Origin of the sequence: Streptomyces sp. NPDC001507 (genome assembly GCF_042894765.1) — a bacterium.
In the GTDB taxonomy this organism is placed as follows: domain Bacteria; phylum Actinomycetota; class Actinomycetes; order Streptomycetales; family Streptomycetaceae; genus Streptomyces.
Window position 1 is genome coordinate 600,648 of record NZ_JBIAVV010000002.1, and the last position, 15,157, is coordinate 615,804.

Genomic DNA, 15,157 nt, shown 5'->3' on the forward strand with positions numbered 1-15,157 from the left:
GTCGGTGCCGCGCGGCACAATGGCACCCATGACCAGTACGACCGGTACGACGGGTACGCCCCCGTCCAGTGGCCTCGCCCCGGAGATCGCCGCCCGCCTCAAGCGCAGCGCCGACGGACTCCTCCCCGCCATCGCCCAGCAGTACGACACCGGCGAGGTGCTGATGCTCGGCTGGATGGACGACGAGGCGCTGCACCGGACCCTCACCACCGGCCGCTGCACCTACTGGTCGCGCAGCCGCCGGGAGTACTGGGTCAAGGGCGACACCTCCGGCCACTTCCAGTGGGTGAAGTCGGTCGCCCTCGACTGCGACGCCGACACCGTGCTGGTCAAGGTCGACCAGGTGGGCGCCGCCTGCCACACCGGCGACCGAACCTGCTTCGACGCCGACGTGCTCCTCAAGGACGCCGAGCACGGTCACGAGGCCGCCGATTCCGGCGTACCCGCCTCCGATCAGTAAGGTCTGCCGCCATGGACCTCGAGACCTTCCGCAAGCTCGCGACCGACCGGCGCGTCATCCCGGTCACCCGCAAGCTCCTCGCCGACGGCGACACCCCGGTCGCGCTCTACCGCAAGCTCGCCGCCGAGCGCCCCGGCACCTTCCTGCTGGAGTCCGCCGAGAACGGGCGCTCCTGGTCCCGGTACTCCTTCGTGGGCGTCCGCTCCGCCGCCACCCTCACCGCCCGCGACGGCCAGGCCCACTGGCTCGGCACCCGGCCCGTCGGCGTGCCCGTCGACGGCGATCCGCTGGCCGCCCTGCGCGCCACCATCGAGGCCCTGCACACCCCCCACGACCAGGAACTGCCCCCCTTCACCGGCGGCATGGTCGGCTACCTCGGCTACGACATCGTGCGCCGCCTGGAGAAGATCGGCCCGGGGGAGCGCGACGACCTCCGGCTCCCCGAGCTGACCATGCTCCTCACCAGCGACCTCGCCGTCATGGACCACTGGGAGGGCTCGGTCCTGCTGATCGCCAACGCGATCAACCACAACGACCTCGACACGGGTGTCGACGAGGCCCACGCGGACGCCGTGGCCCGCCTGGACGCCATGGAGGCCGACCTCTCCCGCCCGGTCGCCCAGCCGCCCGCCGTCCTGCCGCCCTCCGAACTCCCCGAGTACACGGCCCTGTGGGGCGGCCCCGACTTCCAGGTGGCCGTGGAGGACATCAAGGAGCGCATCCGCGCGGGCGAGGCCTTCCAGGTCGTCCCCTCCCAGCGCTTCGAGACCCCGTGCACGGCGAGCGCGCTGGACGTCTACCGGGTCCTGAGGGCCACCAACCCGTCGCCGTACATGTACCTCTTCCGCTTCGACGGCTTCGACGTCGTGGGATCCTCCCCGGAGGCCCTCGTCAAGGTCGAGGACGGGCAGGCCATGGTGCACCCCATCGCCGGCACCCGGCCGCGCGGGGCCACCCCGCAGGAGGACCAGGCCCTCGCCGACGAGCTGATGGCCGACCCCAAGGAGCGCGCCGAGCACCTGATGCTCGTCGACCTCGGGCGCAACGACCTGGGGCGGGTCTGCGAGCCCGGCTCCGTCGAGGTCGTCGACTTCATGTCCGTCGAGCGGTACTCGCACGTCATGCACATCGTCTCGACGGTCACCGGAAAGGTCGCCGACGGGCGCACCGCCTTCGACGTCCTCACCGCCTGCTTCCCGGCCGGCACCCTCTCCGGCGCCCCCAAGCCCCGCGCGATGCAGATCATCGACGAGCTGGAGCCGTCCCGGAGGGGGCTGTACGGCGGCTGCGTCGGCTACCTCGACTTCGCCGGCGACTCCGACACCGCCATCGCCATCCGCACCGCCCTGCTCCGCGACGGCACGGCGTACGTCCAGGCCGGCGCCGGCATCGTCGCCGACTCCGACCCGGTCGCCGAGGACCAGGAGTGCCGCAACAAGGCGGCGGCGGTCCTGCGGGCGGTGCACACGGCCAACAGACTGGGCAAGTAGGGCGCTTATCACCCGACCCCGGGTGACCGTTCGCGCGCGGTTCAGGCGATAGTGGAGTACGTGACTGCTGTTCCTCACCCCTCTTCCGAAGCCGGCGAACCCGCCCGGTCCGGCCGCCGCAGCCTCGCCGTCGCGCTGCTCTTCGGCGCGCTCGGCGCGGCCGTGGCCCTGCTGTCCACCCGGCAGCGCTGGGCGGCGGGCACCGCGACGGTGGCAGGCGGCAACTTCCCGCTGACCGCCAAGGGCAGCGACGTCACGGGCGTCCCCGCGGCCCTCGCCATAGTGGGCCTCGCCGCGCTCGTCGCCGTCTTCGCCGTCCGCAAGGCCGGCCGCTTCCTGGTCTCCGGCCTCCTCGCGCTCTCCGGCGCCGGCATCGTCGCCGCGGCCCTGCTGGGCGCGGCCGACGGCTCCGCGCTCGACGACAAGGCCGCCGAGGCCAGCGGGGACACGTCCGCCACCGTCGACGCGCTCAGCCACACCGGCTGGCCGTACGTCGCCGCGGCCGGCGGCGCGCTCATCCTGGTCGCCGGGCTGCTGGCGCTGCGCTACGGGCGGCTGTGGCCCGCCATGTCAGGGCGCTACGAGCGCGGTACGGGGACGGAGCGGCCGCGGCGGGCGCCGAAGCCGGTGGATCCCGACCGGCCGGAGGACATCTGGAAGGCGCTGGACCGGGGCGAGGATCCCACTGGGGCGTGAGGCTTCGCCGGGGCACCGTGACAGGTCGTTGGTCGGCTGACGGCCGGTGGGGGCTGGTCGCGCAGTTCCCCGCGCCCCTTACGGGGCGCTGTGGCCGATGTGGCGAATCAGACGCCACCCCAGCTCCGGGCACACACCCGGGTACGGGACAATGGAGGGCGAGCGTCCGGAAGGACACGTACGAGCTCGGGCCCGTACGACACGTACCAGCAACGAGGAGCAAGTCATGGCGGGCAGCAGCCACGGTCACACCCCGGCCGCCTGGACCGGCGTCACCATCGCCTTCATCGGTTTCTGCGTCGCGGGCGCCTTCATGGTGATGGCGCAGCCCGTGGGTTTCTGGGCCGGCATGGCGATCGTGCTCCTCGGCGGCGTGGTCGGCATGATCATGCGCTCCATGGGCCTCGGCCAGCCGAAGCAGAGCGGCGCCCTCGCGTACACCACCACCGCCCCGGCCGCCACCCGCGAGCCGGCCGCAGCCGAGAGCTGACCCGCGCCACCTCCCGAGGGGCGCCCCGAGACATCGGGGCGCCCCTCGCGCGCGTGTGCCGACCGTACGGGGCACAATGCGAGGCGTGAACGCCGACAGCCACAGCGCAGCCGCCCCGCCGGTGACACCCTCCCTCCGGGGCCGGCTGGCCGTGCCCGTCTCCGTGCTGGGCGCCGTCGTCGGAGCCTTCGCCTACGTCGGCACCGTCGACCCCGGCCGGCCCGGCCACTACCCGGTCTGCCCGCTCTACCGGCTCACCGGCCTGTACTGCCCCGGCTGCGGCGGCCTGCGCAGTGCGCACGCCTTCGTCCACGGCGACTTCCTGGCCGCGCTGCGGGACAACGCGGCGGGCGTCCTCGCCTACCTGGCCTTCGCCGTGGTGTGGACCGTCTGGGTGGTGCGCGCGGCACGCGGCCGGCCCGCCCGGATCGAGCTCAGGCCGGTGCAGATGTGGAGCCTTGGCGTGCTGCTCCTGGTTTTCACCGTTGTCCGGAACCTGCCCTTCGGTGGCTGGTTGCATCCTTGATCAACCGGCGGACGTCCAGGTACTGGGACCGGCGTCAACCGGATGTGAGGCCTACCCCGTCCTCCGGATACCATCGCAGTGACCATGAGTTTTCGGCCCATGGGTTTGTGACCGCCTGGAAGAACCGTCCGGAAGGGGGCCGCTCTCGTGAGTGTGCTCGACGAGATCATCGACGGCGTCCGTGCCGACCTCGCGGAACGGCAGGCGCGCGTCAGCCTCGACGAGCTCAAGGAGCGCGCGGCGAAGGCGTCGGCCGCCAAGGACGGCGTGGCCGCGCTGCGCGGTGAGGGCGTCAAGGTCATCTGCGAAGTGAAGCGCTCCAGCCCGTCCAAGGGCGCGCTGGCCGCGATCGCCGACCCGGCCGCGCTCGCCGCGGACTACGAGGCGGGCGGCGCGGCCGTCATCTCGGTCCTGACCGAGCAGCGCCGGTTCGGTGGCTCGCTGGCCGACCTGGAGGCGGTCCGGGCCCGGGTGGACATCCCGGTGCTGCGCAAGGACTTCATCGTCACCTCGTACCAGCTGTGGGAGGCCCGCGCGTACGGTGCCGACCTCGCGCTGCTGATCGTCGCCGCCCTCGACCAGCCGGCCCTGGAGTCCCTGATCGAGCGCGCCGAGTCCATCGGCCTCACCCCGCTCGTCGAGGTCCACGACGAGGACGAGGTCGAGCGCGCCGTGGACGCCGGCGCCAAGGTGATCGGTGTCAACGCGCGCAACCTGAAGACCCTGGAGGTCGACCGCGCCACCTTCGAGCGGGTCGCCCCCGAGATCCCGGCCCACGTCGTCAAGGTCGCCGAGTCCGGCGTCCGCGGCCCGCACGACCTGATCGCGTACGCCAACTCGGGCGCCGACGCGGTCCTGGTCGGCGAGTCCCTGGTCACCGGCCGCGACCCCAAGTCGGCGGTGGCCGACCTGGTGGCGGCCGGCGAACACCCCGCGCTGCGGCACGGCCGGGGCTGATCGCCCGGTAGGCTGATCCCGATGACTCTCCCGATGACGACAGCAGTGGACCGGTACGCCCGCCTGGCGCGCGGCTGCCGTCCCCGCGGTTGCCGTGCACCGGCGCGCAGGGTGCACGGCCGCCGGGTCCGGTATGTCATCGGTGATGAGCCTGGTCAGGTGAACGGACGTCGATGGCAGCGCGCCCCTCAGGGGCGCGGGGCTCTGTTCGATTTGCGGCTGCCGCCGCGTGAGCGCGACCAGCCACACCCGGCCTGAGGTCGTACGACGGACTCCGCCCCCACGGCGAATAGTGTTTTTCCACCGGCACTCACCGTGAGGTTTCCGCATGCCCAGCGACTACTTCTTCCCTGACCCAGAGGGCCAGGTGCCCTCCCCGGAGGGCTACTTCGGCGCCTTCGGCGGCAAGTTCATCCCGGAGGCCCTCGTCGCCGCCGTGGACGAGGTCGCCGTCGAGTACGACAAGGCCAAGCACGACCCCGAGTTCGCCCGCGAACTCGACGACCTCCTGGTCAACTACACCGGCCGCCCCAGCTCCCTCACCGAGGTCCCCCGCTTCGCGGAACACGCAGGCGGCGCCCGGATCTTCCTCAAGCGCGAGGACCTCAACCACACCGGCTCGCACAAGATCAACAACGTGCTCGGCCAGGCCCTGCTCACCAAGCGCATGGGCAAGACCCGCGTGATCGCGGAGACCGGTGCCGGCCAGCACGGCGTGGCGACGGCCACCGCCTGCGCGCTCTTCGGCCTCGACTGCACCATCTACATGGGCGAGATCGACACCCAGCGGCAGGCCCTCAACGTGGCCCGGATGCGCATGCTCGGCGCCGAGGTCATCGCCGTGAAGTCCGGCAGCCGCACCCTCAAGGACGCCATCAACGAGGCGTTCCGCGACTGGGTCGCCAACGTCGACCACACCCACTACCTCTTCGGTACGGTCGCGGGCCCGCACCCCTTCCCGGCCATGGTCCGCGACTTCCACCGGGTCATCGGCGTCGAGGCCCGCCGCCAGCTCCTGGAGCGGGCCGGCCGGCTCCCCGACGCCGCGATCGCCTGCGTCGGCGGCGGCTCCAACGCCATCGGCCTCTTCCACGCCTTCATCCCCGATGCGGGCGTCCGCCTCATCGGCTGCGAGCCGGCGGGGCACGGCATCGGGACCGGCGAGCACGCGGCCACCCTGACCGCCGGCGAGCCCGGCATCCTGCACGGCTCCCGGTCCTACGTGCTGCAGGACGACGAGGGCCAGATCACCGAGCCGTACTCGATCTCGGCCGGCCTGGACTACCCCGGCATCGGTCCCGAGCACTCCTACCTCAAGGACTCCGGCCGCGGCGAGTACCGCGCGGTCACCGACGACGCGGCCATGCAGGCCCTGCGCCTGCTCTCCCGCACCGAGGGCATCATCCCGGCCATCGAGAGCGCCCACGCCCTCGCCGGCGCCCTGGACGTCGGCAAGGAACTCGGCAAGGACGGGCTGATCGTCGTCAACCTGTCCGGCCGCGGCGACAAGGACATGGACACCGCCGCGCGCTACTTCGGGCTGTACGACACCGACGCCGAGGTCGCGGCCGACGCCGCCGACACCGCCGAGATCGAGGGGGACGCCAAGTGAGCGGGAACATTCAGCTGCTGTCCGACACCCTCGCCGGTGCCAGGGCCGAGGGCCGGGCCGCGCTCATCGCCTACCTCCCGGCCGGGTTCCCGACCGTGGACGGCGGCATCGAGGCGGTCAAGGCCGCCCTGGACGGCGGTGCGGACGTCGTCGAGGTCGGGCTGCCGCACAGCGACCCGGTCCTGGACGGCCCGGTCATCCAGACCGCCGACGACATCGCCCTGCGCGGCGGCGTCAGGATCGCGGACGTCATGCGGACGGTCAGGGAGGCCCACGAGGCCACCGGCAAGCCGATCCTCGTCATGACGTACTGGAACCCCATCGACCGCTACGGCGTGGAACGGTTCACCGCGGAGCTCGCCGAGGCCGGCGGCGCGGGCTGCATCCTGCCCGACCTGCCGGTCCAGGAGTCGGCCCTGTGGCGGGAGCACGCCGAGAAGCACGGACTCGCGACGGTCTTCGTCGTGGCACCGAGCAGCAAGGACGAGCGGCTCGCGACGATCACGGCGGCGGGCAGCGGGTTCGTCTACGCGGCCTCGCTGATGGGCGTCACCGGTACGCGTGAATCGGTCGGGGCGCAGGCCCAGGACCTGGTCGGGCGCACCCGGGCCACCGGCACCGGACTGCCCGTCTGCGTCGGCCTCGGGGTCTCCAACGCCGCCCAGGCCGCCGAGGTCGCCGGCTTCGCCGACGGCGTGATCGTCGGTTCGGCCTTCGTGAAGCGGATGCTGGACGCGCCGGACCACGCGGCCGGCGTCGCGGCCGTCCGCGAACTCGCCGGGGACCTGGCGAAGGGCGTGCGCGGACAGGCGTAGGCCGGGAGGTGCAGACCCACCGGGGCGGCGCCGGACACAACAGAACATTCGGTCACTCGAACGGGTGGACCTGAGACCGGGGAGGCGCGGTGCGCCTCCCCGGTTCGTTCTGGGGGTGTGAGCGAGAAGAATCGTGACGGAAAGCGGATGGCCCGGGAGCGGCTGGCGGCCGAGCGTGAGAAGCAGCGGGCCGCGGACAAGCGACGGCGCGCGCTGATCGTGGGCGCGAGCGTCGTCTGCGTCCTCGGCCTGGCGGCGGTGATCGGCGTGGTCGCCGCGAACGCGGGCAAGAACAAGGGCAGCGCGAGTTCCGGCCCGGTCGTGGCGCCCTCCGGCGCGCAGGGCAAGGACAGCCTCGCGATCCCGGTCGGCAAGGACGGCGCCAAGGCGACGCTCACCGTCTGGGAGGACTTCCGCTGCCCGGCCTGCCAGGCCTTCGAGACGGCGTACCGCCCGACGCTCCACCAGCTCGTCGACGCGGGCCAGCTCAGAATCGAGTACCACCTGGTCACGCTGATCGACGGCAACCTCGGCGGCACCGGCTCCCGGAACGCGGCCAACGCGGCGGCCTGCGCCCAGGACGCCGGGAAGTTCCGCGACTTCCACGACGTGCTGTACGAGAACCAGCCCAAGGAGACCGACGACGCGTTCGCGAGCAACGACAAGCTGATCGCGCTCGCCGGCAAGGTGCAGGGGCTGGACACGCCGGCGTTCCAGAAGTGTGTCAAGGACGGCACGCACAATTCCTGGGTCGTCAAGTCCAACCAGGCCTTCCAGGCCGCCAAGTTCGACGGCACGCCGACCGTCCTGCTCGACGGCAAGAACATCTACCAGGACCAGACCATGACCCCGGCCAAGCTGAAGCAGCTGGTCGAGGACGCGAACAAGCAGTAGAGGGGAGTAGGCGTTTCTCACGCCCCCGTTATGGAGCCGTAGCCGGGCTGGTTGCCGTCGGCCCGGCCCGGCACGGTAGCGTCGACCCTGCCATGGAAGAACTTGCCTACATTCCCAGCCCGTCGCGCGGAGTGATCCATCTCGGACCCATCCCGCTGCGCGGCTACGCGTTCTGCATCATCATCGGTGTCTTCGTAGCCGTCTGGCTCGGCAACAAGCGCTGGCTCGCCCGGGGCGGGCGGGCCGGCACCGTGGCCGACATCGCGGTCTGGGCCGTGCCGTTCGGCCTGGTCGGCGGGCGTCTCTACCACGTGATCACGGACTACGAGCTGTACTTCAGCGCAGGCCGTGACTGGGTCGACGCGTTCAAGGTCTGGCAGGGCGGCCTCGGCATCTGGGGCGCGATCGCGCTCGGTGCGGTGGGCGCCTGGATCGGCTGCCGGCGCCGGGGCATCCCGCTGCCCGCCTACGCCGACGCCATCGCCCCGGGCATCGCCTTCGCCCAGGCGATCGGCCGCTGGGGCAACTGGTTCAACCAGGAGCTCTACGGCCGCGAGACCCACCTCCCGTGGGCCCTGCACATCACCTCCTCCGAGGGCGGCCGCGTTCCCGGCTACTACCACCCGACCTTCCTCTACGAGTCGCTGTGGTGCATCGGCGTCGGCTTCCTGGTCATCTGGGCCGACCGCCGCTTCAAGCTCGGGCACGGGCGGGCGTTCGCCCTGTACGTCGCGGCGTACTGCGTGGGCCGCGGCTGGATCGAGTACATGCGCGTCGACGACGCCCACCACATCCTCGGCCTGCGGCTCAACGACTGGACCGCGATGATCGTGTTCCTGCTCGCGGTGCTGTACATCGTGGTCTCCGCGAAGAAGCGGCCGGGCCGGGAGGCGGTGGTCGAGCCGGGCGCCTCCGACGAGGGCGTCTCCGACGGTGAGGCGGTCTCCGACGGTGAGGCGGTCTCCGACCGTGAGGCCGACGGTACCGGTGAGCCGAAGGCATCCGCCGAACAGGCCGAGGTCGAGGACGCCGCCGACGACGAGGTCAGGGACGAGGCCAAGGACGAGGTCAAGGACGAGGCCGGGTCGGGGACCACGAAGAGCTGACCTGCTGCTGTACGACGAAGAGGGCGCCCGGGATCGAACCGGGCGCCCTCTTCGTGTCCGGGGCCGCTGGGGGTTGCGCCGGGTGCGGCACCGCCGGACAGCACCGTCGTGGTTCTCGCCGTCGCGACGGAAAGAAATCACACCCCCGCCACTGACCTCCCCCCTCACCGGCGCCTGGCCTCACCCGCAGCCTGCCTCCGCCGGCACCCTTGTCCCGCCGGCCGCCTTTTTTCCGTCGGCTCCCCTTCCGTCGGCCGCCTTTTCCGCCCGCTCTCCTTCCCTCGGCCGCCTTTTCCGCCGGCTCCCTTTCCGTCGGCCGCCTTTTCCGCCCGCTCCCCTTCCCTCGGCCGCCTTTTCCGCCGGCTCCCTTTTCCGCCGGTGGGAGGGGTCAGCGGCGGTTCAGTAGGGACAGGGTTCTGCGGGCTGCTGCGACTACCGCTGCGTCGATGAAGCTGCCGTCGGGGAGGGCTTGGGCGCCCTGTTCGGTGGTGGCCGCCTTGATGACCGTCTCCGCCTGTTCGATTTCGGCCTCGGTGGGGAGGTAGGCCCGTTCGATGATCGGGAGCTGGCGGGGGTGGATCGCGGCGCGGCCCAGGAAGCCCAGGGCGCGCCCGTGGGCGCAGGACGCGGCGAGGCCGTTGAGGTCACGGGTGTCGGGGTGGACCGACTGGGGCGGTGGGGCGAGGCCCGCCGCCCGCGCGGCGACCACGATCCGGGAACGGGACCAGTCGAGGCCGATGTCGTCCCGTACGCCGAGGTCGGCCCGGAGGTCCGCCTCGCCCAGGGAGATGCCCCGCAGGGCGGGATGGGCGGCGGCGATGGCGTAGGCGTGTTCGATGCCGAGGGCCGATTCGAGCAGGGCGTACAAGGGGAGGGCCGCGGTCCGGGCCGCGAGGTGGCGGACGTCCTCGGGGCTCGTGACCTTCGGGAGGCGTACCCCGGCGAGGCCGGGGAGGGCGCGGAGGGCCTGGATGTCGGTCCCTGCCCAGGGGGTGTCCAGGGCGTTGATCCGGACGTGCACCGGGACCGGCTGGGGGTGGGCGAGGAGCTCGGCGGTGGCGGCGCGGGCGTAGTCCTTGCGGTCCGGGGCGACCGCGTCCTCCAGGTCGATCACCACCACGTCGGTACCGGATGCCAGCGCCTTGGCGACGACGTGCGGCCGGTCGCCGGGGGCGTACAGCCAGGTCAGGGGGAACGCCGCGGTGGTCATACGGCGCCCTCCGCACGCAGGGCCCGTACCTGGGCCGGGGTCAGGCCCAGCTCGGCCAGGACCTCCTCCGTGTCGGCGCCGTGCGGGCGGCCGGTCCAGCGGATCGCGCCGGGGGTGGCCGAGAGCCGGAAGAGGACGTTCTGCATGCGCAGGGGGCCCAAGTCGGGGTCGGGGACGGTCGTGATCGTGTTCAGTGCCTGGTACTGGGGGTCCTCCATGACGTCCCGCACGTCCTGGATCGGCGCCACCGCCGCCTCCGCCTTCTCGAACTCGGCCAGCACCTCGGCGCGGGAGCGGGTGGCGACCCAGCCGCCGACGGCCGCGTCGAGGACGTCGGCGTGCGCGGCCCGGCCGGCTCCGGTCGCGAACCACGGCTCGTCGATCAGCTCCGGGCGCCCGACCAGGCCCATCACCCGTTCGGCGATCGACTGGGCCGAGGTGGACACCGCGACCCAGCTGCCGTCCGCCGTGCGGTAGGTGTTGCGCGGGGCGTTGTTGGCGGACCGGTTGCCGGTGCGCGTCTGGACGTAGCCGAGCTGGTCGTACCAGAGGGGCTGTGGGCCGAGGACGGCCAGGATCGGCTCGATGATCGCCATGTCGACGACCTGGCCCTCGCCGGTGCGGTCCCGGGCCGCCAGCGCGGTCATCACGGCGTACGCGGTGGCCAGCGCCGCGATGGAGTCGGCGAGCCCGAACGGCGGCAGCGTCGGCGGGGCGTCCGGTTCGCCGGTGATCGCCGCGAAGCCGCTCATCGCCTCGGCGAGGGTGCCGAACCCGGGGCGGCGGGCGTAGGGGCCGAACTGGCCGAAGGCGGTGACCCGGGCCAGCACCAGGCGCGGGTTGGCGGCGGACAGCTCCTCCCAGCCGAGGTCCCACTTCTCCAGGGTGCCGGGGCGGAAGTTCTCGATGATCACGTCGGCGGTGGCGGCCAGCCGGAGCAGCGTGGCACGGCCGCCGGGCTTGGAGAGGTCGAGGGTGAGGGTGCGCTTGTTGCGGCCGAGCAGCTTCCACCACAGTCCGACGCCCTGCTTGGCCGGGCCGTGGCCGCGGGAGGGGTCGGGCTTGGTGGGGTGCTCGACCTTGACGACCTCGGCGCCGAAGTCACCGAGCAGGGTGGCGGCGAGGGGACCGGCGAAGAGGGTGGCCAGATCGAGGACACGCAGACCGGTGAGGGGCGGGGACGTGGGCGTCGTGGGTGTCGTCGGCGTCGTGGGTGCCTTGGGTGTCGTACTCATGCGGTGTACTGGGTTTCGATCTCCGGGCGGTACGGCATCGACTCCGTCGCCCCTTCCCGCTGGACGGAGATCGCCGCCGCTGCCGCCGCCCAGGACAGGGCCTCGCGGATCGGTTTCTCCTCGGCCAGGGCCACCGCGAGGGCGCCGACGAAGGTGTCGCCCGCCCCTGTCGAGTCGACGGCGGTCACATGGGGTGCGGGGATGACGAGCGGGGCGGCGTCGCGGGTGAGGTAGAGGCTGCCGGCCGCACCGAGGGTGACGACGACCTGCGGCACCTGGTCCAGGAGCGCGGTCGCCGCGTCGCGCGGGTCGGTGCGGTCGGTGAGGGTGGCCGCCTCCCGTTCGTTCGCCACCAGCAGGTCGATGCTGTCGAGGAGTTCGGACGGCAGCGGGCGGGCGGGGGACGGGGTGAGGACCGTCCGGATGCCGTGGCGGCGGGCGGCCTGCGCGCCGGCCACGACCGCCGCGAGCGGGATCTCCAGCTGGAGCAGGAGCATGTCGGCGGAGGCGATGACGCCCTCGTCGCCGGGGGAGAGATGGTCGACGGTGCCGTTGGCCCCGGGGATCACGACGATCGCGTTGCCGCCCTCGTCGTCCACGACGATGTGCGCGGTGCCGGACGGGCACTCGATCGTGCGCAGCGAGTCCGTGTCCACGCCGGAGTGTTCAAGGGTCTCGCGCAGCCGGGCGCCGTAGGCGTCGTGGCCGACCGCGCCGATCATCGAGACGGTGGCGCCGGCGCGGGCGGCGGCGATCGCCTGGTTGGCGCCCTTGCCGCCGGGGATCGTGCGGAACGCCCGTCCCGTCACGGTCTCGCCGAGCTGTGGTGCCTTCTCGGCGTACGCGACGAGGTCCATGTTCATGCTGCCGAGTACGGCGATGTGGGTCATGAGCGGTTCGCCTCCAGGTGGGTGAGGTGGGCGAGGGTGTCGAAGCCGGTGCCGTCGAAGCGGGCGACGGAGGTGGCGAGCCGGTTCTTGAGCGGGATCGTCCAGCGGTCGGGGAGCGCGTCGGGGTCACGGGCGAGCAGTCCCGCGACGGATCCCGCCGTCGCGCCGTTCGAGTCGGTGTCCCAGCCGCCGCTCACCGCGCGGCAGACGGAGCCGGTGAAGTCGCCGTCGGCGTGGGTGAGGGCGGCGGCGATCAGGGCGGTGTTGGGAATGGCGTGCACCCAGTGGTGGGTGGGGGAGTAGGCGGCGTGGAGTTCGTCGACGACGGTGTCGAAGTCGGGGTGTTCCCCGGCGAGCCGGATGGCGTGGTCGACGGCGCGGGCGAGGCGTGAGTGGGGTGGGATCACGGACCGGCCGGTGCGCAGGCAGGCGTGGACGTCGTGGCTGCCGGTGGCGGCGGTGGCGATGACGGCCGCGGTGAACATCGCCGCGTAGACGCCGTTGGCCGTGTGGGTGAGGGTGGCGTCCCGGTGCGCCTGTTCGGCGGCCGCGGCCGGGTCGCCGGGGTTGGTCCAGCCGTGCGCGTCGGCGCGGATGAGGGCGCCGATCCACTCGCGGAAGGGGTTGCGGTGGCGGGCGGTGTGCGGGGGTTCGACGCCGGTGAGGAGGTTGCGGTAGGCGACGCGCTCGGCGGTGAAGGTGCGGCCGGCGGGGAGTTCGTCGAGCCAGAGGGCGGCGACGTCGGCGGTGGTGAAGTTCCTGGTGTGGCGTTGGAGCAGGAGGAGGTTGAGGAGGGGGTAGTTGAGGTCGTCGTCCTCGGGCATGCCGTCGATGTTCTCGGCGAGGGAGGTGGGGGCCGAGCGGCGGTTCCAGGGGTGGGCGGAGAGGAGTTCGGCGGGCACGCCGTGGGCCGTGAAGTAGTGGTTCAGCGGCCAGTTGCCGGTGGCGCGGGCGAGTTCGCGGATGGCGTGCAGGGGAAGCTTCTCGACGGGTTTCCCGAGCAGACAGCCGACGGCCCGGCCGAGCCAGGCGGCGTGGTAGGCGCGGGGGTGCGGGGGCCGGGGGGCAGGGACGCTCACCGGCGCTTGCCGGGTGCCTCCCCCAGAGGGGGTACCCCCAGCGCCCACCCTCACCCACTCTCGGCTTCGCTCGAGCGGGGGGACCCCCATCGCCCCAGCGGCACGACTGCCCGCGGCTGGGTGAGCTGACGCGATGCCTGCGGCTGGATGAGGGCGGCGGCTGGGCGGCGCCCCGTCAGGGGCGCGGGGAACTGCGCGATCAGCCCCCGCGCACCCGCAGTCGCACGACGGTCCGCACCGGCCTCCCCGGGGCGCTGACGGCCACTCGGGACACAGCGCCTTGATCTCGGCCAGATCCGTCGGCTCGGTCAACCGACTCGGCAGGTCCGCGAGTTCGTCGAGGAGGTCCTCCGCCAGCTGGCGGAGATAGCGGGACGCCCGGTCCGGCGACGCGCCCGCCCGGTCCGGCGCGTCCGCGCCCCCCGCCGCCCGCCAGCGCGCAGCGATCGCCGACGGCTCCCGCCCGTCCTGCCGGGCCTGGCGCAGCTCGTGGCCCAGCAGGTCCTCCGGCTGCACCCAGGTCAGCCGGAGCAACTCGGACCTCCGAGGCGGGCGAAGGACTCCTCGTGGGTGCGGCGGCGTTCGACGTCGCGGGCGAAGACCTCCCGGGTCACGTCGGCCAGGACACGGGGTGGTTCCCAGAGGTCGAGGCGGCTGGCCTCGGCGACCCGCTTCGACCAGTCCTCCGGGACCGGTGAGCCCAGCGCCCCGGTGATCGCGCCCGCCATCGTCGCGATGGAGTCGCAGTCCCGGCCGTAGTTGACGGAACCGAGGACGGCGTGCCGGTAGTCGCCGCCGGCCACCAGCAACATGCCCAGGGCGACCGGGAGTTCCTCGATGGCGTGCAGGCGGGAGGGGCGGCGGGCGCCGAGGGAGGGGGACCGGTAGTCGGGGCCCACCGTGTCGTAGGGGGCGATCGCCTCGCGGAGCGGAACCAGCGCCGACTCGAAGTCGGAGTGGTGTGCCGCCGTTTCACAGACGCGTTCGATCGCCTCGCGGGTGCCGTCCTTCGCCACGGACAGGCAGACGCCGACCACGGAGTCCGGTGTCGCGCCGGGCGCGGTCGCCGCCGCCACCGCCGCCGCGAAGACGCCCGCCGCCTCCCTGCCGTACGACGACTGGTGGGCGCCGGCGATGTCCAGGGCCTCGGCGTACGCCGCCCGCGGGTTCGCCGCGTTGACCAGGCCGACCGGGGCCATGTACATCGCCGCACCGCAGTTGACGATGTTGCCGACGCCGGCCTCCCGGGGATCGACGTGGCCGTAGTGGAGGCGGGCCGCGAGCCATTTCTCCGCGAGGAAGATCCGGTGCAGGGGGATGGTCTCCGTCTCCAGTTCCGGGATCCAGCGGGGGTTGGTCATCAGGTCGGGGACCAGGTGGTCGGCGATCGCGTACGCGTCGAGGTGGTCGCGGACGCGGTCGTACACCCGTACCAGGGCGTGCGTCATCAAGGTGTCGTCGGTGACGTGCCCGTCGCCCTTGTGGTACGGCGCGACGGGGCGGGCGGTGCGCCAGGCGTCGCCGTTCCAGGGGCCGACGATGCCGTGGACGCGGCCACCGTGGCGTTCGATGATCTGGTCGGGGGAGTAGCCCTCGACCGGACCGCCGAGGGCGTCGCCGACGGCGGCCCCGACCAGTGCTCCGGTGATCCGGTCGGCGAGCGAAGCTCCGGCGCTTTCTTCTCCTTTGGGCGTCAT

At 72.8% G+C, this 15,157-nt stretch carries 16 protein-coding genes; 11 read left to right on the plus strand and 5 right to left on the minus strand.

Annotated features, from left to right (window positions below; genetic code table 11):
• Positions 1 to 19 precede the first annotated feature (19 nt).
• The 11 genes from hisI (at position 20) to lgt (ending at position 9,046) form a co-directional block, all read left to right on the plus strand.
• Positions 20 to 460, plus strand: coding sequence for a phosphoribosyl-AMP cyclohydrolase (gene hisI / locus ACFY0K_RS08870; protein ID WP_382725617.1), 441 nt, complete (start codon positions 20 to 22; stop codon positions 458 to 460).
• A gap of 11 nt (positions 461 to 471) precedes the next feature.
• The gene (locus ACFY0K_RS08875; protein ID WP_390639236.1) at positions 472 to 1,950 is read left to right on the plus strand and encodes an anthranilate synthase component I; all 1,479 of its coding nucleotides are present in this window, start codon (positions 472 to 474) and stop codon (positions 1,948 to 1,950) included.
• Positions 1,951 to 2,001: 51 nt separating this feature from the next.
• Entirely contained in the window at positions 2,002 to 2,646 is a 645-nt protein-coding gene (locus tag ACFY0K_RS08880; protein ID WP_390639237.1) for a TIGR02234 family membrane protein, read from the plus strand.
• Between the two features lie 226 nt (positions 2,647 to 2,872).
• Positions 2,873 to 3,136, plus strand: coding sequence for an HGxxPAAW family protein (locus ACFY0K_RS08885; RefSeq protein WP_351954437.1), 264 nt, complete (start codon positions 2,873 to 2,875; stop codon positions 3,134 to 3,136).
• 76 nt (positions 3,137 to 3,212) lie between these two features.
• Positions 3,213 to 3,662, plus strand: coding sequence for a DUF2752 domain-containing protein (locus tag ACFY0K_RS08890; protein ID WP_382725575.1), 450 nt, complete (start codon positions 3,213 to 3,215; stop codon positions 3,660 to 3,662).
• Between the two features lie 147 nt (positions 3,663 to 3,809).
• The gene (gene trpC / locus ACFY0K_RS08895; protein WP_351954435.1) at positions 3,810 to 4,619 is read left to right on the plus strand and encodes an indole-3-glycerol phosphate synthase TrpC; all 810 of its coding nucleotides are present in this window, start codon (positions 3,810 to 3,812) and stop codon (positions 4,617 to 4,619) included.
• A gap of 33 nt (positions 4,620 to 4,652) precedes the next feature.
• Positions 4,653 to 4,877: a tryptophan biosynthesis modulator TrpM gene (gene trpM, locus ACFY0K_RS08900; RefSeq protein ID WP_390639468.1), complete on the plus strand. Its 225-nt coding sequence runs from the start codon at positions 4,653 to 4,655 to the stop codon at positions 4,875 to 4,877.
• Between the two features lie 70 nt (positions 4,878 to 4,947).
• On the plus strand, positions 4,948 to 6,231 hold the full coding sequence (trpB, locus tag ACFY0K_RS08905; protein ID WP_351954434.1) for a tryptophan synthase subunit beta: 1,284 nt from the start codon (positions 4,948 to 4,950) through the stop codon (positions 6,229 to 6,231).
• Positions 6,228 to 7,046 carry a tryptophan synthase subunit alpha gene (gene trpA, locus ACFY0K_RS08910; RefSeq protein ID WP_388710767.1) on the plus strand — a complete coding sequence of 273 codons (819 nt, stop codon included), beginning with the start codon at positions 6,228 to 6,230 and terminating at the stop codon, positions 7,044 to 7,046. Before trpB ends, trpA begins: the two co-directional genes overlap by 4 nt.
• Before the next feature lie 117 nt (positions 7,047 to 7,163).
• On the plus strand, positions 7,164 to 7,940 hold the full coding sequence (locus ACFY0K_RS08915; protein WP_351954432.1) for a thioredoxin domain-containing protein: 777 nt from the start codon (positions 7,164 to 7,166) through the stop codon (positions 7,938 to 7,940).
• 92 nt (positions 7,941 to 8,032) lie between these two features.
• Positions 8,033 to 9,046 (plus strand): prolipoprotein diacylglyceryl transferase, encoded by a 1,014-nt coding sequence (lgt, locus tag ACFY0K_RS08920; RefSeq protein WP_390639238.1) that lies wholly within the window; start codon positions 8,033 to 8,035, stop codon positions 9,044 to 9,046.
• Between the two features lie 388 nt (positions 9,047 to 9,434).
• Here the strand turns inward: lgt and ACFY0K_RS08925 are convergent, their stop codons facing one another.
• From ACFY0K_RS08925 to ACFY0K_RS08945, 5 genes are read right to left on the minus strand one after another with little or no spacing between them, the layout of a single operon-like run.
• The gene (locus ACFY0K_RS08925) at positions 9,435 to 10,256 is read right to left on the minus strand and encodes an HpcH/HpaI aldolase/citrate lyase family protein (RefSeq protein WP_390639239.1); all 822 of its coding nucleotides are present in this window, start codon (positions 10,254 to 10,256) and stop codon (positions 9,435 to 9,437) included.
• Entirely contained in the window at positions 10,253 to 11,491 is a 1,239-nt protein-coding gene (locus ACFY0K_RS08930; protein ID WP_390639240.1) for a CaiB/BaiF CoA transferase family protein, read from the minus strand. Before ACFY0K_RS08930 ends, ACFY0K_RS08925 begins: the two co-directional genes overlap by 4 nt.
• Positions 11,488 to 12,381 carry a ribokinase gene (gene rbsK, locus ACFY0K_RS08935; RefSeq protein ID WP_390639241.1) on the minus strand — a complete coding sequence of 298 codons (894 nt, stop codon included), beginning with the start codon at positions 12,379 to 12,381 and terminating at the stop codon, positions 11,488 to 11,490. The genes ACFY0K_RS08930 and rbsK overlap by 4 nt, the downstream gene beginning before the upstream one ends.
• On the minus strand, positions 12,378 to 13,994 hold the full coding sequence (locus tag ACFY0K_RS08940; protein ID WP_390639242.1) for an ADP-ribosylglycohydrolase family protein: 1,617 nt from the start codon (positions 13,992 to 13,994) through the stop codon (positions 12,378 to 12,380). Before ACFY0K_RS08940 ends, rbsK begins: the two co-directional genes overlap by 4 nt.
• Positions 13,982 to 15,157 (minus strand): ADP-ribosylglycohydrolase family protein, encoded by a 1,176-nt coding sequence (locus ACFY0K_RS08945; RefSeq protein ID WP_390639243.1) that lies wholly within the window; start codon positions 15,155 to 15,157, stop codon positions 13,982 to 13,984. Before ACFY0K_RS08945 ends, ACFY0K_RS08940 begins: the two co-directional genes overlap by 13 nt.

Coding starts and splice junctions, on each gene's coding strand:
- hisI (WP_382725617.1), top strand. CDS start 20: ATGGCACCCATGACCAGTACGACCGGTACGACGGGTACGCCCCCGTCC.
- ACFY0K_RS08875 (WP_390639236.1), top strand. CDS start 472: ATGGACCTCGAGACCTTCCGCAAGCTCGCGACCGACCGGCGCGTCATC.
- ACFY0K_RS08885 (WP_351954437.1), top strand. CDS start 2,873: ATGGCGGGCAGCAGCCACGGTCACACCCCGGCCGCCTGGACCGGCGTC.
- ACFY0K_RS08890 (WP_382725575.1), top strand. CDS start 3,213: ATGCGAGGCGTGAACGCCGACAGCCACAGCGCAGCCGCCCCGCCGGTG.
- trpM (WP_390639468.1), top strand. CDS start 4,653: ATGACGACAGCAGTGGACCGGTACGCCCGCCTGGCGCGCGGCTGCCGT.
- trpB (WP_351954434.1), top strand. CDS start 4,948: ATGCCCAGCGACTACTTCTTCCCTGACCCAGAGGGCCAGGTGCCCTCC.
- lgt (WP_390639238.1), top strand. CDS start 8,033: ATGGAAGAACTTGCCTACATTCCCAGCCCGTCGCGCGGAGTGATCCAT.
- ACFY0K_RS08925 (WP_390639239.1), bottom strand. CDS start 10,256: ATGACCACCGCGGCGTTCCCCCTGACCTGGCTGTACGCCCCCGGCGAC.
- ACFY0K_RS08930 (WP_390639240.1), bottom strand. CDS start 11,491: ATGAGTACGACACCCAAGGCACCCACGACGCCGACGACACCCACGACG.
- rbsK (WP_390639241.1), bottom strand. CDS start 12,381: ATGACCCACATCGCCGTACTCGGCAGCATGAACATGGACCTCGTCGCG.
- ACFY0K_RS08945 (WP_390639243.1), bottom strand. CDS start 15,157: ATGACGCCCAAAGGAGAAGAAAGCGCCGGAGCTTCGCTCGCCGACCGG.